The sequence below is a fragment of the uncultured Flavobacterium sp. genome (assembly GCF_963975005.1).
Taxonomy (GTDB): Bacteria; Bacteroidota; Bacteroidia; order Flavobacteriales; family Flavobacteriaceae; genus Flavobacterium.
On the sequence record NZ_CAXBFR010000001.1, the window covers coordinates 44,037 to 68,544 of the forward strand.

The 24,508-nt window shown below is 29.1% G+C and carries 25 protein-coding genes and 1 riboswitch; of the genes, 12 read left to right on the top strand and 13 right to left on the bottom strand.

The features are described 5' to 3' along the window. Positions 1 to 27 precede the first annotated feature (27 nt). The 8 genes from AACZ53_RS00200 to AACZ53_RS00235 all read right to left on the bottom strand — a co-directional run bounded on the left by AACZ53_RS00200 (position 28) and on the right by AACZ53_RS00235 (position 6,854). The gene (locus AACZ53_RS00200; protein WP_339833278.1) at positions 28 to 2,709 is read right to left on the bottom strand and encodes a carboxypeptidase-like regulatory domain-containing protein; all 2,682 of its coding nucleotides are present in this window, start codon (positions 2,707 to 2,709) and stop codon (positions 28 to 30) included. Continuing rightward, positions 2,687 to 3,421 carry a GLPGLI family protein gene (locus tag AACZ53_RS00205; protein WP_339833280.1) on the bottom strand — a complete coding sequence of 245 codons (735 nt, stop codon included), beginning with the start codon at positions 3,419 to 3,421 and terminating at the stop codon, positions 2,687 to 2,689. Before AACZ53_RS00205 ends, AACZ53_RS00200 begins: the two co-directional genes overlap by 23 nt. A 54-nt stretch (positions 3,422 to 3,475) precedes the next feature. Next, positions 3,476 to 3,724: a hypothetical protein gene (locus tag AACZ53_RS00210; RefSeq protein ID WP_339833283.1), complete on the bottom strand. Its 249-nt coding sequence runs from the start codon at positions 3,722 to 3,724 to the stop codon at positions 3,476 to 3,478. Positions 3,725 to 3,959: 235 nt separating this feature from the next. Continuing rightward, positions 3,960 to 4,220: a hypothetical protein gene (locus AACZ53_RS00215; protein WP_339833286.1), complete on the bottom strand. Its 261-nt coding sequence runs from the start codon at positions 4,218 to 4,220 to the stop codon at positions 3,960 to 3,962. Positions 4,221 to 4,315: 95 nt separating this feature from the next. Then, positions 4,316 to 5,047 (bottom strand): GLPGLI family protein, encoded by a 732-nt coding sequence (locus tag AACZ53_RS00220; RefSeq protein ID WP_339833289.1) that lies wholly within the window; start codon positions 5,045 to 5,047, stop codon positions 4,316 to 4,318. Between the two features lie 56 nt (positions 5,048 to 5,103). Continuing rightward, a complete protein-coding gene (locus tag AACZ53_RS00225; RefSeq protein ID WP_339833291.1) occupies positions 5,104 to 5,379 on the bottom strand; it encodes a hypothetical protein in 276 nt (91 codons plus the stop codon). Positions 5,380 to 5,647: 268 nt separating this feature from the next. Then, positions 5,648 to 6,361 carry a GLPGLI family protein gene (locus AACZ53_RS00230; protein WP_339833293.1) on the bottom strand — a complete coding sequence of 238 codons (714 nt, stop codon included), beginning with the start codon at positions 6,359 to 6,361 and terminating at the stop codon, positions 5,648 to 5,650. A 112-nt stretch (positions 6,362 to 6,473) separates the two neighbouring features. Next, positions 6,474 to 6,854: a heavy metal-associated domain-containing protein gene (locus AACZ53_RS00235; protein WP_339833296.1), complete on the bottom strand. Its 381-nt coding sequence runs from the start codon at positions 6,852 to 6,854 to the stop codon at positions 6,474 to 6,476. Positions 6,855 to 7,014: 160 nt separating this feature from the next. On the opposite strand from AACZ53_RS00235, the gene AACZ53_RS00240 reads away from it, so the two are divergent. Beyond that, complete coding sequence (locus tag AACZ53_RS00240; RefSeq protein WP_339833299.1) at positions 7,015 to 7,881, top strand: DMT family transporter; 867 nt, start codon at positions 7,015 to 7,017, stop codon at positions 7,879 to 7,881. A 103-nt stretch (positions 7,882 to 7,984) separates the two neighbouring features. Here AACZ53_RS00240 and AACZ53_RS00245 read toward each other — a convergent pair whose 3' ends face one another. Together AACZ53_RS00245 and AACZ53_RS00250 are read right to left on the bottom strand one after the other, a co-directional pair. Next, the gene (locus AACZ53_RS00245) at positions 7,985 to 10,027 is read right to left on the bottom strand and encodes a pitrilysin family protein (protein ID WP_339833301.1); all 2,043 of its coding nucleotides are present in this window, start codon (positions 10,025 to 10,027) and stop codon (positions 7,985 to 7,987) included. 11 nt (positions 10,028 to 10,038) lie between these two features. Further along, positions 10,039 to 11,364, bottom strand: a complete 1,326-nt coding sequence (locus AACZ53_RS00250; protein ID WP_339833304.1) for a pitrilysin family protein — start codon at positions 11,362 to 11,364, stop codon at positions 10,039 to 10,041. A 159-nt stretch (positions 11,365 to 11,523) separates the two neighbouring features. Here AACZ53_RS00250 and rplU point away from each other — a divergent pair, with 159 nt between their 5' ends. Together rplU and rpmA are read left to right on the top strand one after the other, a co-directional pair. Next, positions 11,524 to 12,213, top strand: a complete 690-nt coding sequence (gene rplU, locus AACZ53_RS00255) for a 50S ribosomal protein L21 (protein WP_339833307.1) — start codon at positions 11,524 to 11,526, stop codon at positions 12,211 to 12,213. Positions 12,214 to 12,244: 31 nt separating this feature from the next. Continuing rightward, positions 12,245 to 12,505 carry a 50S ribosomal protein L27 gene (gene rpmA, locus AACZ53_RS00260; RefSeq protein WP_339833310.1) on the top strand — a complete coding sequence of 87 codons (261 nt, stop codon included), beginning with the start codon at positions 12,245 to 12,247 and terminating at the stop codon, positions 12,503 to 12,505. 339 nt (positions 12,506 to 12,844) lie between these two features. Here the strand turns inward: rpmA and ahcY are convergent, their stop codons facing one another. Next, a complete protein-coding gene (ahcY, locus tag AACZ53_RS00265) occupies positions 12,845 to 14,161 on the bottom strand; it encodes an adenosylhomocysteinase (protein WP_339833313.1) in 1,317 nt (438 codons plus the stop codon). Between the two features lie 128 nt (positions 14,162 to 14,289). Here ahcY and AACZ53_RS00270 point away from each other — a divergent pair, with 128 nt between their 5' ends. From AACZ53_RS00270 to AACZ53_RS00295, 6 genes are all read left to right on the top strand, one after another. Further along, on the top strand, positions 14,290 to 14,937 hold the full coding sequence (locus tag AACZ53_RS00270; RefSeq protein ID WP_339833316.1) for a 4'-phosphopantetheinyl transferase superfamily protein: 648 nt from the start codon (positions 14,290 to 14,292) through the stop codon (positions 14,935 to 14,937). Further along, positions 14,937 to 15,653, top strand: coding sequence for a geranylgeranylglyceryl/heptaprenylglyceryl phosphate synthase (locus AACZ53_RS00275; RefSeq protein WP_339833319.1), 717 nt, complete (start codon positions 14,937 to 14,939; stop codon positions 15,651 to 15,653). Before AACZ53_RS00270 ends, AACZ53_RS00275 begins: the two co-directional genes overlap by 1 nt. Continuing rightward, complete coding sequence (gene pnuC, locus AACZ53_RS00280; RefSeq protein WP_339833322.1) at positions 15,650 to 16,264, top strand: nicotinamide riboside transporter PnuC; 615 nt, start codon at positions 15,650 to 15,652, stop codon at positions 16,262 to 16,264. The genes AACZ53_RS00275 and pnuC overlap by 4 nt, the downstream gene beginning before the upstream one ends. Next, entirely contained in the window at positions 16,234 to 17,775 is a 1,542-nt protein-coding gene (locus AACZ53_RS00285; RefSeq protein ID WP_339833325.1) for a DUF4301 family protein, read from the top strand. Before pnuC ends, AACZ53_RS00285 begins: the two co-directional genes overlap by 31 nt. Next, positions 17,776 to 18,177, top strand: coding sequence for an alternative ribosome rescue aminoacyl-tRNA hydrolase ArfB (arfB, locus tag AACZ53_RS00290; RefSeq protein ID WP_339833328.1), 402 nt, complete (start codon positions 17,776 to 17,778; stop codon positions 18,175 to 18,177). It abuts the gene before it with no gap. Positions 18,178 to 18,259: 82 nt separating this feature from the next. Then, positions 18,260 to 18,355, top strand: a riboswitch (TPP riboswitch). Positions 18,356 to 18,440: 85 nt separating this feature from the next. Further along, the gene (locus AACZ53_RS00295) at positions 18,441 to 20,633 is read left to right on the top strand and encodes a TonB-dependent receptor (protein ID WP_339833330.1); all 2,193 of its coding nucleotides are present in this window, start codon (positions 18,441 to 18,443) and stop codon (positions 20,631 to 20,633) included. Between the two features lie 39 nt (positions 20,634 to 20,672). On the opposite strand, the gene AACZ53_RS00300 is transcribed toward AACZ53_RS00295, so the two are convergent. Next, positions 20,673 to 21,095, bottom strand: coding sequence for a hypothetical protein (locus AACZ53_RS00300; RefSeq protein ID WP_339833332.1), 423 nt, complete (start codon positions 21,093 to 21,095; stop codon positions 20,673 to 20,675). 148 nt (positions 21,096 to 21,243) lie between these two features. On the opposite strand from AACZ53_RS00300, the gene greA reads away from it, so the two are divergent. Genes greA through AACZ53_RS00315 form a run of 3 tightly spaced genes read left to right on the top strand, consistent with a single transcriptional unit; the run spans position 21,244 to position 23,308 of the window. Beyond that, positions 21,244 to 21,717: a transcription elongation factor GreA gene (greA, locus tag AACZ53_RS00305; RefSeq protein ID WP_339833334.1), complete on the top strand. Its 474-nt coding sequence runs from the start codon at positions 21,244 to 21,246 to the stop codon at positions 21,715 to 21,717. Between the two features lie 10 nt (positions 21,718 to 21,727). Beyond that, the gene (locus AACZ53_RS00310; protein ID WP_339833337.1) at positions 21,728 to 22,117 is read left to right on the top strand and encodes an HIT domain-containing protein; all 390 of its coding nucleotides are present in this window, start codon (positions 21,728 to 21,730) and stop codon (positions 22,115 to 22,117) included. A gap of 42 nt (positions 22,118 to 22,159) precedes the next feature. Then, positions 22,160 to 23,308: a transglutaminase domain-containing protein gene (locus tag AACZ53_RS00315; RefSeq protein ID WP_339833339.1), complete on the top strand. Its 1,149-nt coding sequence runs from the start codon at positions 22,160 to 22,162 to the stop codon at positions 23,306 to 23,308. Here AACZ53_RS00315 and AACZ53_RS00320 read toward each other — a convergent pair. Continuing rightward, positions 23,298 to 24,452 (bottom strand): HAMP domain-containing sensor histidine kinase, encoded by a 1,155-nt coding sequence (locus AACZ53_RS00320; protein WP_339833341.1) that lies wholly within the window; start codon positions 24,450 to 24,452, stop codon positions 23,298 to 23,300. The genes AACZ53_RS00315 and AACZ53_RS00320 overlap by 11 nt on opposite strands. Positions 24,453 to 24,508: the final 56 nt, after the last annotated feature.

Below are 24,508 nucleotides of genomic sequence, written 5' to 3' on the forward strand. Positions count from 1 at the left end.
TGTTTTTATCATATTATCAACCATAAACTACAACTTATAACTAATAGTCAACATAAAAATTCTTGGTAAAATAAAAGTAGTGTTATTTGAAATTAAAAAATCTGAAAAAGAATTAGTAATAATTTTTCCATTATTCAAATAATTTTGTGCTTTTAGTTCAAAAGTAAATGGATTATCTTTTTTGTGATATAAAAGTGATGCATTTGCGACGTTAAACTTAGAATTTTGATTGTTACTGTTATTGTTAAAGGTAATTTCATAATCAGTTTTAAATGTGAAACTTTTTAAGAAATCAACATCAAAATCAAAATTGAAAGAATCTGTTTCAAAAGACGATTTTGTTAAACCACTAAACTGACTAAAACCTTTATCATAACCAACACTTATACTTGGCCAACTTTTAGAAGCAGTTCTTATGTTTATTCCAACATTTTGATTGTTTCTGTTATTAGAAGTAAAAATTCCATTTAGATTTTGAAAATAATTAAACCAACTTAAATTTGAATTAAGTCTAGCTTTAAAACGGTAAATTTTCTTTTCCACAGAACCATTAACTCGCCAAGAAGTTTCTGGATTATCAGTTAAAATCGGTGTTGTAAATTGATTGATTCCATCTAATTCAATAGCATTTCTTGTGGTTTTTGTTTTCTTAGTATAATTGATGTTTCCAAAAATCATAATTCCTCTATACATACTCATTTTATTGTACCTCAAACTTGCACTATGAAAACGTTCATTATTCAATAAAGCATTTCCTTTAAAAACCGAATTATAACCTTGTAAAGTATAACGTTCTACTAATTGAGAGGCTTCAGGAAAATCATTAGTTAATTTATAATTAAATTTTAAAGATTCTGAACTATTGAATTCATATTCACTATTCCATTGAGGTTCAAATAAGTTTTTATTGATGACATAATCATCTGTAATCTGTTTGGTTTTTAAATGATACGAATGCAAGTATAAACCGGGTTTATTAATCCATTTTCCTATTTTGAACTTGTATTCAAATCCTGCATAAATATCATTTAAAGTATAATTCAAATCATTACCAAAACCATTTAAAGCAAAATCGTTTATGGAACCATTTGTAAGGAATTGTTTTTCTGAAATTTGCAAAGATGAATTTTCAATATTAGCTCCAACATTGGTGTAAATATGATTGAAATTATTAAGAATCCAATAATGTTTTAGCAAAGCATCAACAGCATTGTTTTTTATGTTCTTAATTTGATTGATGTTGTAAAATGTATCGTTCTGTAATGGAATTAGTCCTGTTAAGAATTCAGCATCTGTTAGCCAAGTATTTTGTGGTTTGCTGTTTTCGTAAGTATGATTAACCACAAAAGTTGTAGTATGATTTATGTTTTTGTATTGTTTGTGCCATTCGATATATTGTTTTAAACTCGAATTATCGGCTTTGTTTATGGTTTCAAAAGTTGAACTTGTATTATCTCTTACTGAATTGATGAAGCTATTGTTGTTATTATTATTGGCTTGAAATTGTACGTTATAATAGACTTTTTGCGATTTATTTGGTGTGTAGTTTAGTTTTACATTTCCAATGCCTAAAAGCGTTTTATTTTCACCATTTGATGTTTTATTTTCTAATGTAAAACTGCTGTTTTGTAAATATTCATTGTTAGTTATAGAAGAACTTGCCGTGAATAATTTTGAAAATATGCCATAACTATCAACATCTAATTTTGAATTTATTTCTTGACGAAAATTCAAAGCTGCAAATTGCGATTTATTTTCAATAATGTTTTGGTTATCCATTGAAAAGGAATACAAATTAGTCAGTGATTTTCTTCCTGAAAGAAAACTACTTGCACCACCTTGAAAACGCATCAAATCTTGAAAAGAAAAAGTGCTTTTACCAATGTTATTAATATCACCAATAAAACTAACATTTGTTTTTGGACTGTAATAAAACAAAGCACTATGTAAAAGATGGTAGCCATTATCGTTACCAACTTCAGCTCCAGCATCTATATCACCAAAGAGAAATTTCTTTTTATCTTCTTTTAGTTTAACGTTCATGGCTAAATCTTCACTATCTGATACTTGTTTTAGAAAACCAACTTCATTGAAATTATCAATGACCTCTATTTTATCTAAAGCATCAGCAGGAATATTTTCTACAGCTAACTTTGTGCCACCACCAAAAAAAGATTTGCCTTCCACAAGCATTTTGGTAACTTTTTTACCTTGCACAGTTACACCACCATCTTTGTCTACTTCTACGCCTGGCAATTTTTCTAAAATTTCCTTCATTTTGCGTTCGTTACCTTTTGCAAAGGCTGAAACATCATAGATGAGAGTGTCTTTTTTTACAATAACGGGTTTATATTCATAAGAAATAACAATTTCTTTGAGTTCTTCTCCTGTTTCTTGTAGAATGAAATTGTGTATTTTTAATTCACTGTTAGGTTCAATTATAAGTACTTGGTCTTTATAACCTATATAGGAAACTTTAATTTCATATTTAACGCTACTCTCTAAAACCAATTTAAACCTACCTAAATGATCTGCAATAGCAAACTTTATCCCAGTATTATCTTGCAGTGGTTTTGCTATAACATTGGCTCTTTCTAGCGGTTTGTTTAGAGAATCTGAAACGATGCCTGTTAGGGTTCTTTCTTGGGAGAAGGAGGAAAGAGATAATAGTATTAAAATGAAACAATTAATTTTGTTTTTTGTCTTCAACTTTTGTTTTTTGCTTAAGTATTCTTTGTTTTAAAATATTTTCATACTCATTAAATTCAATTTTTTTTGTTGATTCAGGTATTTCAATATTATTTTTTTTAAATTCAATTTTTTTTACTCCATATGTAATGTTTTTATCTTGTAATTCTAAAATTAATCCAGGTAAACCGCAATAGCCATTTGGTCCAAAGCTGTAAGGAAGTTCAGGGCAAAACCAAGCGGTTACAATCCTTTTTACTTCTTTACCTTTTCTGTTTATACTTTTTAAAGTGTATTCTGATTTATAGCAAGTAAAACCATTTATAATTTTAGATTCATTATATATTAACCAATCATTATAATATTCTTTTATGACTAGAAACTCATTTTTTTTAAACATTCCATATTTATTTTCAGTAAAAAAAAATATTTTTTTTAAAAAGGAATTCATATAAATGGGATTTATATAATTACACCAAGATAAAGCAATTTCTACATCTTTAGATTCATTTATTTCCATGAAATCTAATAATTCAAATTTAGATATTGAATCATTAAATTTTAAAGAAAAAACTAGATAATCAGAACCTTTTACAGCACTATTTAGTATTTTCTTTATTGAATTATTTTTAATTGTTGTGTCATTTTCAATTTTTATATGATAAAATATTTCACCAGATTTTTGTGAAAAGGAATAAATGCTAAAGAATAATATAATTAAATGTTTTTTCATTTGTTTTTAAAATAATTAGGGTATCTGAATTACTAGATACCCCTTAGTTAAAATTTATCCACCATACATTTCATCTAAACAAGCTTCCCATGCATGATTTGCAACAGCATTAGCTTCTGCAAATGTTGCATCGTAGTAATCCATTAAAAAATCAACGTCATCGCTCCACTGATCGGTGCAAGGTGTTTCGCTTTCTTTTACTTTCTCCAATTGATTATTCAACTTCTCTTCACCACCAGTACTTGCCATACCAGCAAAAGAGAACGCTACTAGTGCTACTGCACTAAACATAAATTTCTTCATTTTTAAATGTTTTTAAAATTAATAATTTTTTTGATACAAAACTATTTCTGCAGATATTTTGTAAGGCAAATATGAAAAAAAAAAACGATTTATGCAAGAGTATGTTGTGTTAATTATCGTACAAAAATGCTTTTCATCTAATTTACGGTCTAACCGTAATTTTAAAAAGGTTTTGCCGTAATTATTTGTTAATTAATTATTTGTATTATGTAATTACGATTTGGTTTTAAAATTATTATTGAATCTTGGCTACTAAATTTAAAACTTTAATTTCATATTTAACGCTACTCTCTAAAACCAATTTAAACCTACCTAAATGATCTGCAATAGCAAATTTTAGTCCAGCATTGTCTTGCAAAGGCTTTGCTATAACATTGGCTCTTTCTAATGATTTGTTAAGCGTGTCTGAAACTATGCCTGTTATTGTTCTTTCTTGGGAAAAGGCGAAAAGAGTGTATAGTAATAATAATAATAAATATTTTGTTTTCTTTTTCAAATAATTATTTTTTTTACAAATAAAAATTTATGAATCTCTGGTAAAATTATAAGCTTTTCAATATTGACTTTTTATATTATAAAAGATAATAAAAATCAATTTCTCACTTTTATTAAATCGTCTTTTAACAGTTTAAATATCTCATCTTCTGTTTTAACCTTTAATTTTGGAATTTTATTTATTTTTTCATTTGAATTCAAAATTATACTTTCTAAAGCAAAAATCACTTTTCCATTTTTTTCGTAGCCTTCAAAAACAATGCCTGGTAGGCCATAAAATTCATCTGGCCCATAACTAAACGGAAAGTCTGGACAAAACCAAGCTTCTAAACCTATAGTAGTAACTTTATCTTTGATTTTTCCATCTTTTTTATCGAATTCTAAAGTTATCCTCTTAACAGAAGAGTTTGCTTTATAGCAATTAAAATTATTTATTAATTTTGTTTCAGATGTAATTTTCCAATCAGTAATATTTTTACCGTCTTTTATTAAAAATTTTTCACCAAAAAAATCAAATTCTTTATAGCTTCTAATTAGTGTGTCTTTTTTTTGTAGGTATCTAGTATTTCCACCTCCGTATAATATTGCTCCTTTATCAAAACTATCTTTATAGACTTTTTCCATTGAGCTAAAAAGACTAACAGTATCATTAAAAACTAATGTATATTGAGTTTGTTGAATCGAACTCAGTAAGTTTTTAACTCTATCGATTTTTATGTCTTCTGTTTTTTCAGTACTAATTTTTTTGTAAACAAATGTATTGGTTTCGCTTTTTTGCGCACAACAAATAAAAAAATTTAATAAAAATAAACTCAAGTATTTTTTCATATCATATTTTATAATTTAGCAGACTTAGAAAAAAATTTATAAGTCTGCTGTTAGCTTTAACCTATTAGAATTACTACGTTTCCAGTTGCTCCACCATTTGCATTACATAAGTTTTCATAATACATTACTGTTGAAACAAAATCAGTTAGTGTCATAGCACCAAACGCCTCAAGTTCAATTAGTGCGTTTTGATTTCCATAATCACGACAATTACTATGCTCTGTTAATTTAAGTGTTTCAATTAATTCTAATTTATCTTCTCCACCAGTATTAGCAATACCAGCAAAGGAGAACGCAATAAGTGCTACTGCACTAAACATAAATTTTTTCATAATTTGATTTTTAAAATTAATAAATTTTTTGTTACAAAAGTATTTCTCGAGATATTTTGTTAGGCAAATATGAAAAAAAAAAAAACGATTTATGCAAGAGCATGTTGTGTTAATTATCGTACAAAAATGCTTTTCATCTAATTTACGGTTTAACCGTAATTCTGAAAAGGTTTTGCTGTAAGTATTTGTAAATAAATGGTTTGTAAATGAAAAAATGAAATCCTTTTTTGGAAGAATTTATTATAAAAAATTAAGTTCTTTTGTTAAACTATTCTTTGTTTTCAAATCGATCTTCCATTATTTTTTTAATTTTATTGTTGTAATCTTCATCTGTGATTACTTCTCCTTTTGTAGGAAGTTTAATGGGTTCTTCAATTTTATGATCTAATATGATTTTTTCAACTCCAAAAACATTATTTCTAACTTGTAATTCTAAAATTAAACCTGGAAGTCCTCCATAGCCAACTGGTCCAAATGAATAGGGTAATTGTGGACAATACCAAGCCACAACAGGATGCCTCAATTCACCTTTTGAATTGATTACAATATATTCGTTTGTGGCTTTATAGCATTCATAGCCATCTATTAATTTTGATTCGTTTAAAAATTTCCAATTCATATTTAAACTATCAATAATAAGGAATTCGTTTTTTTTAAATAAACCTTCTGTATTACTTCTGTAAACCTTGTAATTATAAATATATATGTCTTCTTTACAATTGCAAAAGGCAACAGCCATATTTCTATTATTTTCTTCAGCGCTCATGGTTTCTTGCATTTTGAATCTAGCAATAGTGTCATTAAACTCTAAATTTAATTTAATATGTTTTGCTTGTTCAATGCCTTTTTTATATAAGTCACCAAGTGTTTTGTTTTCCATAAATTTCTTGTCCTCTAAAAGTTTAAAATTATAAACTACTAGTTTGTCTTGTGAAAAACTATTTAAAGTAATAAAGATTAAAAAAATTATTTGTTTCATCATTTAGTTTTATTTTAAACGTCAAAAATATGGGAATTAGTATTTAAATTTAAATAAAAAAAATCCTACATATGTAGAATTTTTAGATTTTGTAAGAAATATTGCAAATGCATTACTACGATTTCACTTTAGAAACTTTATATAAATCTCCACCAGCAACACCTTCAACGGTTTTTGTAAGTTTTTCTTGGTTTAATTTGTCAGCATCATAAGTTACTGTTGCTGTTTTTGTTTCAAAATCAACTTTTGCTTCTGTTACTCCGTCAACTTTGTTTAGTTTACTTTCAATTAAGCTAGCACAACCAACTGCGCAAGTCATTCCTTCAATTTCGAAAGAAGCTGTTTTAGGGTTTGCAGCAATTGTTTTAGGGCTTTCTGTTGCAATAGTTTCTGTTTCTACAACATTAGCTTCGGTTGATGTTTCTTTATCGTTTTTGCAACTAATTGTAGCTAAAGCCAAAGTTGCAACTAAAAGGGTTTGTTTTACTATTTTCATGATAACTTTATAAGATGTTTTACAAAGATACAAATTCTGTTTTTTTTAAATGTTACAATTATCACAAACGAACTAATGTGTAATTTATATTAATATCAAAATAAAGTCGCATTTTTGCACTTTATAAATTTTAACTTACTGAATTAAATTCAGCATAAACATGGAAAACAATAAAAAATGGTATTTACTAGTCTTTCTGGGCTGTGTTTGGGGAAGTTCTTTTATTCTAATGAAATTAGGGTTAAAAGGTGTAAATCCTATTCAAATGGGAAGTTTAAGAATTTTATTTGCAGCTGCTTTTTTAATTGTAATTGGGTTTAAACATATTGCAAAAATCCCTTTACATAAGTGGAAATATATTGCTGTAACTTCTATGTTTGGTACTTTTCTGCCTGTTTACTTATTTGCCGTTGCCTTGTCAAAAATTGATGGTTCAATCAGTTCGATTTTAAATTCACTAACACCATTGAATACTTTGATAGCTGGAATGTTATTTTTTCAATTGGACGTTCAAAGAAGACAAATTTTTGGGGTAATTATTGGTTTTGTAGGTTGTGTTTTGTTGGTTTTATTTGGAGAAGGACAAAATAATACTGAAAATTATTACTATGCTTTATTGATAGTTTTAGCTTCTATTTTTTATGGAATTAATGTCAATTTAATCAAAAAATATCTATCGGATTTAAAGCCTTTGACTATTAGTACAGGAAACTTCGTTGTCCTTTTTGTTCCAGCTTTAGTTGTGCTTTACTTTTCTGGTTTTTTTGAAGTTGCTGACGAACCAAAAGTTATAACTTCATTAGGATACATAGCTATTTTAGGAGTTATAGGAACTGGGTTGTCTAATATTTTGTTTTTTAAATTAATACAAATTTCTTCACCGGTTTTTGCTTCATCGGTGACTTATTTAATTCCCGTTGTAGCCATTATGTTGGGTTATTTTATTATGGATGAAACCTTAACTTTTGTCCAAGGAATTGGAGCGTTAGTAGTTTTGTTAGGAGTTTATTTTTCGAGTAGAAAATAAAAATTGAAGTTTATCGATTGATTCTTTTTAAGTTTTAGAATCCATCTTATAAAAAAAGCCATTCTTTTTACGGAATGGCTTTTGAATTTATGTTGAAGATTCTTTATTCAAAATCTTTAGCAGTAACACCTTCGTTGATTTTTACATCTTGAGTAACAAATTCTAATTCCATTCCAACATTCATTACAACGTTATATGGGAATTTGATTCCTTTAACTTCTTTATAATCATTAAAGTTTGTTACTTGAGTCATAGTTTGACCACCTTGTTCTTGTTCAACTGATTCGGCAACTTTTAAGCCAGATTTTACATCATACATCATGGTTTTTTTACCAATTGTTAATGCATAAGCATCTGAGCCATTTATTGTTTCAACACCTTTTAAAACAACATCTTTATTGTTAGCTAATAAAAGTTCAGGAAAAGTATATGCCATTGCTTGCATTTCTTTTAATTTTTCTCCTTCAAAGTCTTTTCTTTGTCCTTGTTGATTTGCATAAGCTCCTTTTTCTGTAACAACCATTTTCATAACTGTCATCCCAGACATAGACATTTCTGAAGACATTTTGTTGTCACTAGTAGTTTTAGCAGTAAGTTGTAATTCTTGTCCTTGTACAGTAGCTTTTGATATAATGACAGTAGATTTTACAGCTTTTAAAGCTTTCTCACCACCAATGGCATTTATATAGTTTTCTAGCACTGTTTTTGCTGTAACTCCTTTAGGAATTTCTTTTTTGATAACAGGCTTGTCAACTTTATTTCCAAAACGATCAAAATACATAACTGGAATTCCAGATTTTTCTAATCCTGGAACAACATCGGCCGCTTTTCCAACAACAACTATTCTTAAGTTGTCAGCTAAAAAGTATTTGTTTGCAGCAGCCTTAATGTCTTCTGCAGTCACAGCATTGATGTTTTTAATGTATTTTTCATAAAAATCATCTGGTAAGTTTTGAGTTTCTTTGTTTAGTGCATAAAAAGCAACCGTTTCAGGTTTTTCGATTTGCATTACAAAGTTTCCAACGTATTTAGCTTTTGCGTTTCTTAAATCTTCGTCAGAAACTAAATCCATTCTCATTCTTTTAACTTCATTCAATATTTCTGCAATTGCACTATCAGTAACTGAATTTCTTACAGAAGCACCAGCTCTAAATTTTGAAGTGTATTTTCCTGATCCAATTGATGAATAAGAACCATATGTCCAACCATGTTTTTCACGTAAGTTTAAGAATAATCTTCCTTCTCCACCGCCACCAAGAATTTGGTTAGCTAAAAGAGCAGCATAATATTCTTTGTCAGTCATTTTTAAATTTGAAGTATTTATCACTGCAATTTCTGATTGAACTGCATTTGACATGTCTATAAAGTTAATTTGACTATATTGTAAATCTGTAGGCTCTGTGAAAGTAAGTTGTGGAGCAGTTGCTTTTTTCCAGCCTTTAAACGCTTTTTCAACTTGTTTTTTGATGTCTTTTAATTTCACATCACCAATAATTACTAAATAAGCATTTTCAGGAACAAAATTAGTATCATAGTTTAATTTTACATCTTCTAGAGAAACATTGTTTAAAGTTTCTTCGCTAACATATTCACCTCTAGGATGGTTTTTCCCATAAACTAAAATATTTTCAACCCTTCTTGCATTAGCTGTTACGTTTTTTTCATCAGACTTAAGGTTCTCAATCATTTTAGATTTTTCCTTGTCAAATTCTTCTTGCGAAAATTTAGGCTCTAAACTACCTTCTGCCATTAACTCGAGGATTCTTTCAGAATATTTAGATAGTCCGCTTGCTCTAGCGCCACTTGACGAAAAGTTAATGTTTGCTCCTAAAAAGTCAATTTCTTCATTAAAAGCTTCTTTAGAAGTTTTTTCTGTTTCATTTCCAATCATTGCACTCAACATATCGTCAACCCCTTTTTTGCTACCTTCAGCATAAGGAGTATTGTCTATTGTTAATGTGTAAGAAACTCTTGGTAATTTTGAGTTTTCAACTACTAAAACTTTTAACCCATTTTTAAGGTTAAAAGATTCAGGTTTTTTTATGTTTATACTTGGCGCTGGACCAGATTTTGGCATCGGTCTATCTTGTGCTGTCAATGTTGTCATAAAGAACAAACTAGTTACTATATATAATAATTTTTTCATAATATGTGTTCTTATTTTTGAGTTTTATCAGTTGCAGGCATGTAGTTTAAAAGTAATCTTTGATTTGGATTCAAATATTTTTTAGCTACATCTCTAATTTCTTCTTTAGTGATTGATTTGTAAATATCCAATTCGGTATTGATTAAGTTAACATCACCATATAGCATGTAATAAGTAGCTAAATTACTTGCAATCCCTTCGACACTAGTATTACTGTTTACGTATTGATTTTCAAAAATATTTCTCAATTTTTCTAAATCTTTGTCTGAGATTAAGTCCGTTTGAACTTTTACAATTTCTTCATCAATTTCTCTGTTGATGTCTTCTTGTGTAAATCCTTCCATAGGAATACCTAATAGAATGTACATGCTATGGTCTTCTTGGCTAAAGTTGAATGCTCCTATTTGAAGAGCCATTTTCCTGTCGTCAACAATTTTTTTATAAAGAACAGAACTTTTTCCATCTGATAAGTAAGTAGATAGCATATCAAGAACTCTAGCTTCTCTAGTTTTCATTGATGGTGTTCTATAAGTTTGAATAAACATTGGTTTTTGAATGTTTGGATCTTCCCAAGTAGCATTAATTGTTTGTGTAATTGGAGCTTCTTCTACTTTGTTTCTGTTTATGGTTGCTCCTTTTGGAATTGAACCAAAGTATTTTTGAATCCATTCTTTAGCCTGTCCTTTGTCAAATTGACCAGCAACAACTAAAACAGCATTGTTTGGAATATAGAATTTTTTATTAAATGCCTGAAACTCTTCTAAAGTTGCAGCGTCTAAATGTTCCATTTCTCCAATTGTTGTCCATTTATAAGGATGTGTTTTGAATAAGTTTTGTTTGACAGCTTTAATTAAATTTCCATAAGGTTGATTGTCAACTCTTAATCTTTTTTCTTCTTTTACTACTTCGTTTTGTGTATCAACGCCAATTTGGTTAATTACTGGATGCATTAATCTTTCTGATTCCATCCATAAAGCTAATTCTAAATTATTAGAAGGGAAAACCTCATAATAATAGGTTCTATCATCAGAAGTATTAGCATTGTTCTGACCACCATTTGCGGTTACAATTTTAAACCATTCTCCTCTTTCAATATTTTTAGTTCCTTCAAATAAAAGGTGTTCAAAAAAGTGAGCGAAACCTGTACGGTTAGGTTGTTCGTCTTTGGCACCTACATGATACATAACAGATGTAATTATTACAGGAGCAGAATTATCTTGATGTAGAATAACATGTAAGCCATTGTCTAAATCAAATTCTTCAAAAACTACGTTTTGAGCGTTAGAAATGCTTCCTATCATAAGTATTGAGCTTAGCGCTATTAATGATTTTTTCATAAAATGAAATTATTGTTTTTGTATAAGTTGCTAAATTCGTAAAAAAGTTACAATTTTTTATTAAAAAAGACTTAAAAAAATAACTCCACTAAAGTATTGTGTGTATAGTAATTAGTTGTATATTTGCAACCTTAAAAAAATTAATTTAAACACATTGTTATGTACGCAATCGTAGAGATAGCAGGGCAACAATTTAAAGTTAGCAAAGACCAAAAAGTTTTTGTACACCGTTTATCTGAAGATGAAGGTTCGAAAGTTACTTTCGACAAAGTTCTTTTAGTAGACGATAATGGTACAGTTACTCTAGGCGCCCCAGCTATAGAAGGTGCTTCTGTTGAAGCCAAAGTGTTAAGACACTTAAAAGGAGATAAAGTAATCGTTTTCAAGAAGAAAAGAAGAAAAGGGTACAAAAAGAAAAATGGTCATAGACAATCATTATCTCAAATCGTAATTGAAGGAATTTTAGCAACTGGTTCTAAAAAGGCTGCTCCTAAAAAGGAAGAAGCAAAAAAAGAAGCTCCAGCTAAAGCTCAAAAATTAGTAGAAACTCCTGCTGCTGAAGCGAAAGCTCCAAAAGCAAAAGCTTCTAAAAAAGGAGATGATTTGAAATTGATCGAAGGAGTTGGTCCTAAAGCTGCTGAAGTATTAGTTGCTGCTGGTATTGATACTTTCGCAAAATTGGCTAAAACTTCTGCAGAAAAAGTAAAAGAAATTTTAGATGCTGCTGAAGCTAAAGTACAACATTTAGATCCAGGTACTTGGGCACAACAAGCTCAATTAGCTGCTGATGGTAAAATGGACGAATTAAAAAAATTACAAGACGAATTAAACGGTGGTAAAGCTGTTTAATTTTAATATTAACTTATAAAACCAAAACATCATGGCTCACAAGAAAGGTGTCGGTAGTTCGAAGAATGGTAGAGAATCAGAATCGAAACGTTTAGGCGTTAAGATTTATGGTGGTCAAGCTGCTATTGCTGGAAACATAATCGTAAGACAAAGAGGTTCTAAACACAATCCGGGTGAAAACGTTTACATGGGTAAAGATCATACTTTACATGCAAGAGTTGACGGATTAGTTAAGTTTCAGAAAAAAGGAGAGAACAAATCATTTGTATCTATAGTTCCTTTTGAAGCATAATTAGTTAATCTTCAAAAAAATAAAAATCCCAATTCGAAAGAGTTGGGTTTTTTTTGTTTATTTACTTTTATCCTGAACTTGTTTCAGGATCTTTTCATGAGATTTCTGATGCTGAAATTAATTCAGCATTACAATGATAGGAATATTTTATGAATTGAAAACGATACTGCAATAGGGATAGCAATGGCAGCTTTTGCAAAACTTTGATAAATGGTTTTGCAAAACTAGAATGAATAGCGCGGTGCCTTGGCAATTGCTCAAAAGAAAACCCTTACATTGCTGCAAGGGTTTATTCTTAATTGAGATGCTAAATCAAGTTCAGCATAACAAAAAAATATACTAGTATCTGTAATATTCTGGTTTAAATGGTCCTTCAACAGGTACGCCAATATATGATGCTTGATCTGGTCTTAATTCTTCCAATTCAACGCCTAATTTAGCTAAGTGAAGAGCTGCTACTTTTTCATCTAAATGTTTTGGTAACATATAAACTTCATTTTTGTATGCAGCAGTGTTAGTCCAAAGTTCTAATTGAGCTAATGTTTGGTTTGTGAATGAATTACTCATAACAAAACTTGGGTGACCTGTAGCGCAACCAAGGTTAACTAAACGACCTTCGGCTAAGATAATGATGTCTTTTCCGTTAATTGTGTATTTGTCAACTTGTGGTTTGATTTCATTTTTAGTAGCACCATGTGTTTTGTTTAACCAAGCCATGTCGATTTCGTTATCGAAGTGACCAATGTTACAAACGATAGTTTTATCTTTCATTTGCTCAAAGTGAGAACCTAAAATAATATCTTTATTTCCTGTAGTTGTGATGATAATATCTGCATTACCTACAACCGTGTTTAGTTTTTTAACTTCAAATCCGTCCATTGCAGCTTGTAAAGCACAAATTGGGTCAATTTCAGTAACAGTTACAATAGAACCTGCACCTTTAAATGAAGCAGCAGTTCCTTTTCCAACATCACCGTATCCACAAACCACAACTCTTTTCCCAGCTAACATAAGATCAGTTGCTCTTCTTACTGCGTCAACTGCAGATTCTTTACAACCATATTTGTTATCGAATTTAGATTTAGTAACTGAATCATTTACGTTTATAGCAGGCATGTGTAAAGTTCCGTTTTTCATTCTTTCGTATAAACGGTGAACTCCAGTTGTAGTTTCTTCAGATAATCCTTTAATATCAGCAATTAATTCAGGAAAACGGTCAAAAACCATATTTGTTAAATCTCCACCATCATCAAGAATCATGTTTAATGGTTTTCTGTCTTCACCAAACCATAATGTTTGTTCGATACACCAATCAAATTCTTCTTCATTTAATCCTTTCCATGCGTAAACCGGAATTCCAGCAGCAGCAATAGCAGCAGCAGCATGATCTTGAGTTGAAAAGATATTACAAGAAGACCAAGTAACATCAGCACCAAGAGCAACTAAAGTTTCAATTAATACTGCAGTTTGAATTGTCATGTGTAAACATCCAGCAATTCTAGCTCCTTTTAAAGGTTGGCTTGCACCATACTCTTCTCTTAAGGCCATTAATCCTGGCATTTCAGCTTCAGCTAATTCAATTTCTTTTCTTCCCCAGTCCGCTAAAGTGATATCTTTAACTTTATAAGGTACATAATTTACGATTTTTGTACTCATCTATTGTATATTTGTATTATTAATTTTAAAGTGCAAAGGTAAGGAATTCCTTTTTATTTTTAAAATTGATTCACTTATTTTGTGAATTGTTTAATAGTATAATCAACTGAAATTCAATAAAATATTCAATGCCACTACATAAAGTTATTTATTTATCTAACAACACTAAATTATATTTGTGGAAAATCACAGAAGACTTAGATACGTTGTCTAAAGATACAAAATTAAAAGATTCTTCAATTGCAAGATTAGAATCCATGAAATCTGAAAGTCATAAAAAAGGGTTTTTAGCTGTTAGAAAGTTGTTGCAACATATTGATTACAATGATTTTGACTTATATTATGATGCATTTGGAAAGCCTAATTTAAAGCCTCAAGGATGTAGTATAAAGGATATGCACATTTCCATTTCTCATTCACATGATTTTTCAGCTATTGCTATTAGTGAAAGAAATATTGGAATCGATATTGAAATTCTCAAAGAAAAAATAATTAGAATAGCTCCCAAGTTTATGGATATTTCTCATATTGAAAATCTAAACGTTAAAGAGCAAATCGAAAAAGCAACTGTCATTTGGGGAATTAAAGAAAGTATTTTTAAAATCAAAAATGAACCTGGAATAAGTTTTCCAAAGCATATTTTTGAAGACAACTTTATTTTTGAAGACAAAGTAGCAACGGCCAAATTAAAATTTAATAACAAAGTAGAAAAATTTACCATTGAATTTGATTCTTATGATGGATATATGTTTGTTTGTGCTTTTGAGAATAATTAATGAAAAATATTTATCAAGAAATACTAAATTCTAAAAACAGGAACGAAAAGTTACTTGCTATTTTAATTGATCCTGATAAAATTCAGTTAGAGCAATTAGATAACTTGATTTTAAAAATAAATCAATCACCTGCAACACATGTTTTTGTTGGAGGAAGCTTTGTTGAAACAAATCAAATAGATTTAATTATCCAAGAAATTAAATTAAACTGTAACTTACCAATCCTTTTATTTCCAGGAAATCCATCACAAATTTCAGCATATGCTGATGGTGTTTTATTTCTAAATTTAATTTCAGGCAGAAATTCAGACTATTTAATTGAACATCAAGTTAATGCAGTTCCAATTCTTGAAAAAACAGCTTTAGAAGTTATTTCTACAGGTTATGTTTTAATTGCAAGCGGAAAAGAAACGGCTGTTGAACGTATAAGTCAAACAAAACCTTTAAATAGAAATGATATAGATTATGTTTGTCAAACCACAAAAGCAGGAGAATATATGGGAAATAAATTAATTTATTTAGAAGCAGGAAGTGGTGCCGAAAAAGCAATTCCGTTAGAGATGATTAAAGAAGTTTCTAAAAAACTGACTATCCCTTTAATTATTGGTGGTGGAATTAGATCTAAAATTGGAATCGAAAATGCGTTTAAAGCAGGAGCTGATTTAGTGGTAATAGGAACTGCTTTTGAAAACAACGCTAATTTTTTTGAAGAATGATAGAGTTTTTATTTTCACAATACAAAGGGTATGAAACAATTGATATTGTCTTAGAAATTATTGCAATTTTATTTGGACTTGCGAGTGTTCTTCTTGCCAAAAAAAACAATATATTGGTTTATCCCACAGGAATTGTAAGTACAATTATTTTTGTTTATTTACTTAATAAATGGGGCTTGGTTGGAGATATGTTAATTAATGGTTATTACACGACTATGAGCATATATGGTTGGTATATTTGGACAAGAAAAACTGATGACAAACCCGAATTTCCGATTTCAAGAGTTACTACGCAAGAAATTTATTATGGCATCATTATTTTTTTGATAACAATAGCTTTCGTAGTAATAGTCTATAAATATTTTAATAAATTTACACATTGGACAGCTTATGTAGACACATTTACAACGGGTGTTTTCTTTGTAGGAATGTGGTTAATGGCAAAAAGGAAGATAGAAAACTGGATACTTTGGATCATTGGGGATATAGTTTCTGTACCTTTATATTTTTACAAGGGATATACTTTTACTAGTATTCAATATGTTATATTTACAATAATTGCAATTTATGCTTATTTAGAATGGAAGAAAAACTTAGCAAAAAAGATATAAAACAAATTCAAGATAAAGGGATTTTGTTAGATAAAATAGAACAACAACTTCAGTTTTTTACTAATGGAATAGCAAAAGTAAATCTTGAAAAGTCTGCAACAATTAATGATGGTATTTTAGTTTTTTCTACTGAAGAAATTGAAGAACTATGTCAATTTTTTGATAAAAACAAAAGTAATAGAACTATAAAAAAGTTTGTTCCTGCTTCAGGTGCTGCCAGTAGAATGTTCAAATTTTTGATAGAATTTTTAACTGAATTTAGTTTTGAAGAAGGAACAATAAATTCATATATAAACCACAAACAAGAACACGATTTGCCTGTTTTTCTAGTTGGGATGAAAGATTTTCCTTTTTATAGCGAAGTAAAAGATCAAGTCATTCAATTAAATTCAAATTATTATGAACTTGAAAAAGATGAAAAAGATTATCTTTTTATAAAAACACTTTTGTCTTCCGAATATTTTAATTTTGCGAATAAACCAAAAGGAATTTTGCCATTTCATACCAAAGATAAAGCAGTTTTAACTCCAGTTGAAGAACACTTAAGTGAGACTTTTTTTTATAAAAAAGAAGGTGAAAAAGCAAAAGTTCATTTTACAATTTCAAAAGAGCATCAAGAACATTTTGAAACTATCACAAAGAATCAGTCTAATATTGATGTTACTTACTCTTATCAAAAAGAATCAACAGATACAATAGCGGTTAATCTTGATAATACACCTTTCAGATTGGAAGATGGTAGCTTGTTATTTAGGCCAGGTGGACATGGTGCATTAATTGAAAATTTAAATCAATTAGAATCAGATATTATTTTCATAAAAAACATTGATAATGTTTCGCAAAATCATATTGTGGATATAATTAAATATAAAAAAGTATTAGGCGGTTTGTTAATAAAAATCCAAGAACAAGTTTTTGATTATTTAGAAAAATTAGAGAGCAAAAATGTTACGGAAGAATTAATAACTGAAATTAAAAGTTTTGCAAAAGAAAAGTTAAACATTTCATTACCCATTAGTTTTGATAAATTTCAATTGGAGTATAAAGTTGAGTTTCTTTTTAATGAATTAAACCGACCAATACGTGTTTGTGGAATGGTTAAAAACGAAGGAGAGCCTGGTGGAGGCCCTTTTTGGGTTAAAAACGAAAACGGATTATCATCATTGCAAATAGTTGAAACTTCTCAAATTAATTTAAAAGATAAAGTACAAAAGAAAATTGCTGAATTTGCCACTCATTTTAACCCAGTTGACTTGGTTTGTGGTATTAAAGATTATAAAAACAAAAAGTTTGATTTAACACAATTTGTCGATGAGAAAACAGGTTTTATCGTAGAAAAAAACAAGTTTGGAAAACCTGTAAAATCTTTTGAATTACCTGGCCTATGGAATGGAGCAATGGCTAATTGGATTACTCTTTTTGTAGAAGTGCCCTTGTCTACTTTTAATCCTGTTAAAACGGTAAATGACTTATTAAAACCTTCTCACCAACCAGAAGATAAAATTGCTTAAATGGATAAATATATTCTTTTAAAAGAACTTAACTACAAAGCTATTAGAAGTAGTGGAGCAGGTGGGCAAAATGTAAATAAAGTTTCGTCTAAAGTAGTTTTGAATTTTGATTTAGAAAATTCTAATGGTTTGACTGAAAATGAAAAAACCTATTTAAAGGAAAAATTAGCTTCAAAATTGACTCAAGAATTTATTTTGATTTTAAATTGTGATGAAGACAGAAGTCAAATAAAAAACAAATCCATTGTCACCAAACGTTTTATAGGGATCATTGAAAAAGGATTAACAAAGCCAAAAATAAGAAGAGCAACAAAAGCAACAAAAGCTTCTAAAGAAAGACGTTTAAAATCTAAAAAGACTACAGCCTTACTTAAACAAAATAGAAAAAAACCTGATTTATAGTATTAAGAATGATGCGGTTAGAAAAAGTTTTAAAAATCTTAATACTTAATACTCAAATCTTAATACTTTCAATTATATTTGCACTGTCTCAAAGGGGTGCTCTAAAAAACGAGCTGAGATTATACCCATAGAACCTAGAACAGGTAATGCTGTTTAGGGAATAGACACAAGCAAATGTGCACGTTTGCTTGTGTCTGGAGTTTTTCAATTTTAATTTTAACCAAAGAATAATTACCCCTTTTATTCGTATAATTTATTTACGAATGAAACAATTATTTGCAAAAAGTACAAAGTACAAAGTACAAAGTACAAAGACTTATTTAAGTCTATTCACTTTATTTTACTCGGCATTTGCCATTTCACAGGAAGTAGAAACAGATTCAACTAAAGTTACACAGCTTAAAGAAGTTGTATTGACATCTGTTCGAGCAAAAGAAAAAGATCCAATTACTTTTACTAATATTTCTAAAGAAGAAATTGCTAAAAGAAATCTTGGACAAGACCTTCCAGTTTTATTAAACTATCAGCCTTCTGTTGTAACTACAACCGATGCCGGAAATGGTGTAGGTTATACTTACATGCGTGTAAGAGGCTCTGATGGTTCTAGAATTAACGTAACATTAAACGGAGTTCCATTTAATGATAGTGAGAGTCAAGGAACTTTCTTTGTTAATTTGCCCGATTTTGCTTCATCCATACAAAGTGCTCAATTGCAAAGAGGAGTTGGAACTTCTACAAATGGAGCTGGAGCTTTTGGAGCAAGTTTAAATGTAGAAACAAAATCTTATCAAGAAGAAGCTTATGCGGAAATTGCTAACTCTGTTGGTAGTTTTGGAACTAGAAAACACACTTTAGCTTTTGGAACAGGCTTGCAAAACAATTTTGAAATAAACGGTAGACTGTCTCAAATTGCTTCTGATGGTTTTATTGATAGAGCTTCAACTAACATGTTTGGGTATTTTTTGAATGCTAATTATGTAAAAGAAAATACACTAATAAAATTTTTGGCTTTTGGAGGAAAAGAGAAAACCTATCAAGCATGGTATGGTCTTGAAGATGAGGAAAAGCTAAAAAATGATAGAACTTATAATGTTGCAGGAATCTATTTTGATGAATATGGAAATGAGCAATTTTATGATAATGAAACTGATAACTATTGGCAAAATCATTTTCAATTGCATTGGTCAGAGAAGTGGAATTCTAAATGGAATTCTAATGTTGCTTTGCATTACACTTTAGGGAAAGGATATTTTGAACAATATAAAGAAGACGAAATGCTTTCGGATTATAATTTACCTGATTTTAATGGAAATTCAATTTCAGATTTAGTTCGAAAAAGATGGCTAGACAATGACTTTTTTGGAGCTACAGCATCCTTAAATTATGATTCTAAAAAGACTAGCTTTCAAATAGGCGGTGCTGCAAATCGTTATTTAGGGAAGCATTATGGTGAAGTAGTAGATACTCAATATTATGTTCCAAATGCGAATCGTTATTACGATAATTTTGGAAACAAAGATGATGTAAATGTCTACGGTAAAATATCACATGAAGTTATTAATAAATTAAGTGTTTTTGCAGATATGCAATATCGAATGGTTTTTTACCAAGCAGATAGTTATAAGTTTGAGGAAGATGTAAATGACACGTTTCGTTTCTTTAATCCAAAAGTAGGATTGAATTATCAATTGAATAATTCCAATATGTTTTATGGTTATTTCGGAATTGCAAACAAAGAACCAAGAAGAGATGATTATGAAAACGGAAGTACAAAATCAGAACGTTTGAAAGATTTAGAACTAGGATGGAAATATAATTCTAAAAAACTGAAAGTAAATACTAATGCATTTTTTATGGACTATACCGATCAGTTGGTTTTAACAGGTGCTTTAAACGATGTAGGTTCGCCAATTTTCACAAATAGTGGGAAAAGTTATAGAGTTGGACTTGAAATTGATGCACAAATTGAAATTACAGACAAATTGTTTTTTCAGCCTAATGTTACCTTAAGTCAAAATAAAAATAAAGATTTCAATTTTCAACGTGATGGTATTTTGAAAAATTTAGGAGATACTAACATTGCTTTTTCTCCAAATTTAATTGCTGGTGGAAACATTACTTTTTTGCCAATAAAGTCACTACAAGTTTCTTTACTATCTAAATATGTTAGCAAACAATATATGGGAAATATTGATGCGAAAAAATCAGAATTAGAAGCTTATTTTATAAATGATTTAAATATAAACTATGAATGGAAAATTAACAAAGGCATAAAATCAATTATTTTGTCTGGATTAGTAAATAATATTTTTGATGTAAAATATATTTCTAACGGTTATTTCTACACTTATGATGATAATTATTCAAATCCTCCTGCAATAACAACAATTGAAGGAGCAGGTTATTATCCTCAAGCGGGCATAAATTTTTTAGCCGGAATGGTATTAAAATTTTAAATGCAAACAAAAAGGGAAGTGTTTAACTTCCCTTTTTGTTTAATTATATACTCTAATTATATTTCCATTTACTTCGGTTCGATATGCTTTCATCGGGTAATTTTTTCCAGGACTCAAGCCCGTGAATAAACTATATTCGGCAGCATCACAAGAACATTTTGCGTTTATTCCGTTTAATGTCATTGTAGAACAATCACTCAATGCTTGATTTGGACAAGCTGCATCATAGGCAGCATAAATGTTGTTTCCTGTATTAAAGACAAAAACACCTCTAATTCCTACACCAGCTGTAGTAATTAAAACACCATTACTAGGATATTTTAAAACATTATAAGCTGGCAAATTTAAATTTATATTTAAATTCACAGAATAATCAGGTAAAAAAGGATTGTTGCTCCCGACGCTATCTTTTTCACAACCTATAAAAAAAGGAATTAGTAGTAATAAGATATATTTCTTCATGGTTTATTTTTAGTCAAATTTAATACTTTTGAATTACTAACAGTCAAAATTATATCTTAAAAAATTTGGGAATCAAAATATTTGTTATATTTGCATATAGGAATCCCACTCGTATGGGATTCTTTCTATTTTTATAAACGATTAAGTTATGAGTACAGTATCTTATTACACAGCAGAAGGGTTAAAACATCTTAGAGATGAATTAGACCAGCTTAAAAATATACAAAGACCAAAAGCATCACAAGACATCGCAGACGCTAGAGATAAAGGAGATTTATCTGAGAATGCAGAATATGATGCAGCCAAAGAAGCACAAGGTCTTCTTGAAATGAAAATTTCTAAAATGGAAGAAGTTGTAGCTAATGCACGTTTAATTGATGAATCTCAATTGGATGTGTCTAAAGTTTTAGTGTTATCTAAAGTAAAAATCAAAAACCAAACCAATGGAATGGAAATGAATTATACTTTAGTAGCAGAAAGTGAGGCTGATTTAAAAACAGGAAAAATATCAGTAACTTCTCCTATTGGAAAAGGTTTGCTTGGTAAATCTGTTGGAGAAATTGCCGAAATAACGGTTCCAAACGGGATATTAAAATTCGAAATATTAGAAATTTCAAGATAAAAATTTAACTATGGCTTCTATTTTTACTAAAATAGTAAACGGTGAAATTCCTTGTTATAAAATTGCTGAAGACGAAAATTATTTGGCTTTTTTAGATGTTAATCCAAATGCAAAAGGACATACCCTGTGTATTCCTAAACAGGAGATTAATAAAATCTTTGATATGGAAGAAGATCTTTATTTAGGTCTAATGCAATTTAGCCGAAAAGTTGCCAAAGCTTTAGAAAAATCTATTGATTGTAAAAGAGTAGGAGTTGCAGTTGTAGGTTTAGAAGTGCCTCATGTACATGTTCACTTAATTCCTTTGCAAGATATGGATGACATGCGTTTTCAGCGAAAGGTTAGTTTAGAAAAAGAAGAATTTGAAGAATTTGCCAAAAAAATAACTTCAAACTTATAATAAAAAGCACCTTTTTGGTGTTTTTTTGTTTTACTTACTATCATGAAATATTTAATTTATTTTTTATTTTTTCAAACAGTTGCTTTTGCTCAAGTTAAAAGCTTCTATTCTGATGTAGAAAAAACAATACAATCTATTCCTGCAAGTCAAAAAAAAGCTACAGCAAAAATTGCAGCTTTTATTCAAGAAAAATTTACTTCTGAAGATTTACAAATTAAAGCAGCATACTATTATGTAATTTCAAATGTTGCTTATGATATTTCTCATGAATTTACAGTGAATTTAGTGATTTCAGATGATGAAATGGTTTCAAAAACTATTACTTCTAAAAAAGGAGTTTGTATTCATTACGCTAAATTTTTTAAGAATATAGTCAACCAATTAGGATATAATAGTCAAGTCATTTCGGGTTACACCAAAAGAGATAATGTTTTAGCAGAACAATCACATGCTTGGTGTGCTATAAAATTAAAAGATGGCAAGTGGTATGTTTTTGATCCAACATGGGATTCAGGATATATTCAAAACGGAAAATTTGTTAGAAGTTTAAATTCTAAATATTTCAAAACAAATCCATCTGAAAGCATAAAATCACACATGCCTTTTGATTATATATGGCAATTTTTAAAGTCTCCAATAACAGAACAAGACTTTGTTAAAGGTGATTTAAATCAAGACGAGAGTCGAAAGTCATTTGATTATAATGAAACTATTAAAACATTTCTAAATCTTTCGGAAAACGAACAATTAAATGAGCTAAAAACAAGAATGATTCAAACAGGTTATAAAAATAAACTAGCCAAAGAGCGATTTGAAATCCTGAAAAAACAACTTGAGGTTTTTTCTTTAAATTTTAATGTAAGAGAGCTGAATGCTATCACAAATAATTATAACAACGGAATAAATTTACTAAATGAATTTATTTACTACAGAAACGCACAATTTAAACCAGTAAAAGAAGATCAGGAAATTTTAGAAATGATTACAAAACCATTAAGTATTTTTGAAGATTGCAGCGATAAAATATATAAATTAGGTTTTGTGGGGCAAGATAATTTATACGATTTAAATAAATTTAAAAGAAGCATAATTGATATAATCGAAGAAGCTAAAAAGCACAAAGTTTTTGTAGATGATTATTTGACTAAAAGTGAAAGAGAACGAAAAAAAATGTTCTTACTTAAGAAATAGGTTTCCCTTTCTTATAACTAATTTGCATAGTAGTTCCTTTGCCAATTTCAGAATGAGCTACTTTTATTTTTCCTTTGTGATATTCCTGAACAATTCTTTTAGTTAAAGACAAGCCTAAACCCCAACCACGTCTTTTGGTTGTAAAACCAGGTTCAAAAACTTTTGAAAAATCGGATTTCGGAATTCCTTTTCCTGAATCAGTAACTTTTATTCTTATATAATCTTCTTTCTCTTCAATAGTCAACGTAAGATTTCCTTTTCCCTTCATTGCATCAATGGCATTTTTGACTAAGTTTTCAATAGTCCAACTATGCAAAGCTGGATTTATAGCAATATTTATTGGTTTATCTGGAGCGATAAATTTAAAATTAATTTGTTTTGAACTTCTATCTCTTAAATAATCAAAAGAAGTTTTAGTTTCTTCAATAATATTTTTTTCTTCTAAAACAGGTTCTGAACCAACTTTAGAAAATCTATCCGTAATGGTTTGTAATCGATTAATGTCTTTCTCTATTTCTTCAATTGTAGATTCTTCAACATTTTCTAATTTCAATATTTCGAGCCAACCGATTAACGAAGACAAAGGTGTTCCTATCTGATGAGCTGTTTCTTTTGCCATTCCTGCCCATAATTTGTTTTGGGTTGACATTTTTGTTGCTCTATAAAAATTATACACTACAGCAGCAAAAAGTATAATGATTAATAAAAGAGCAATTGGATAATATTTAAGTTGATTTATTAAAGTTGAATTACCATAATACAAAAATTGGGTTTTTGTTTCAGAAATTTTGGTTACTATGGGTTTGTTTTGAAGTTTAATGGATTCAATATAATCTTTTAATTCTTCAGGATCATTAATTATTTTACTATCTATATTTGTAGTTAAACTTATAGAATCATTTATGGTAACAATTATAGGAATTCTAGGATTTTGAATAATCTCAAATGGTAATTCTAAATCTGCATTTAAGTCCTCAGAGTTAATTTTTTTTTGTGCTAAAGCCCACAATTCCATCTTATTTCTTTCTTCATTTTTAAAAATCTGAAAAAAATTATAAGTGTTCCATAAAATTAATAGAACAATTAAAAAGGAAGATATAATAATAAACCAGCGTGTTGAGTTGCTTCTTTCGGTAAACTGCATGCAATTTTTTGTTAAATGTACTAAAATTATAGTAAAGATTTAAGACCTTATTTAAA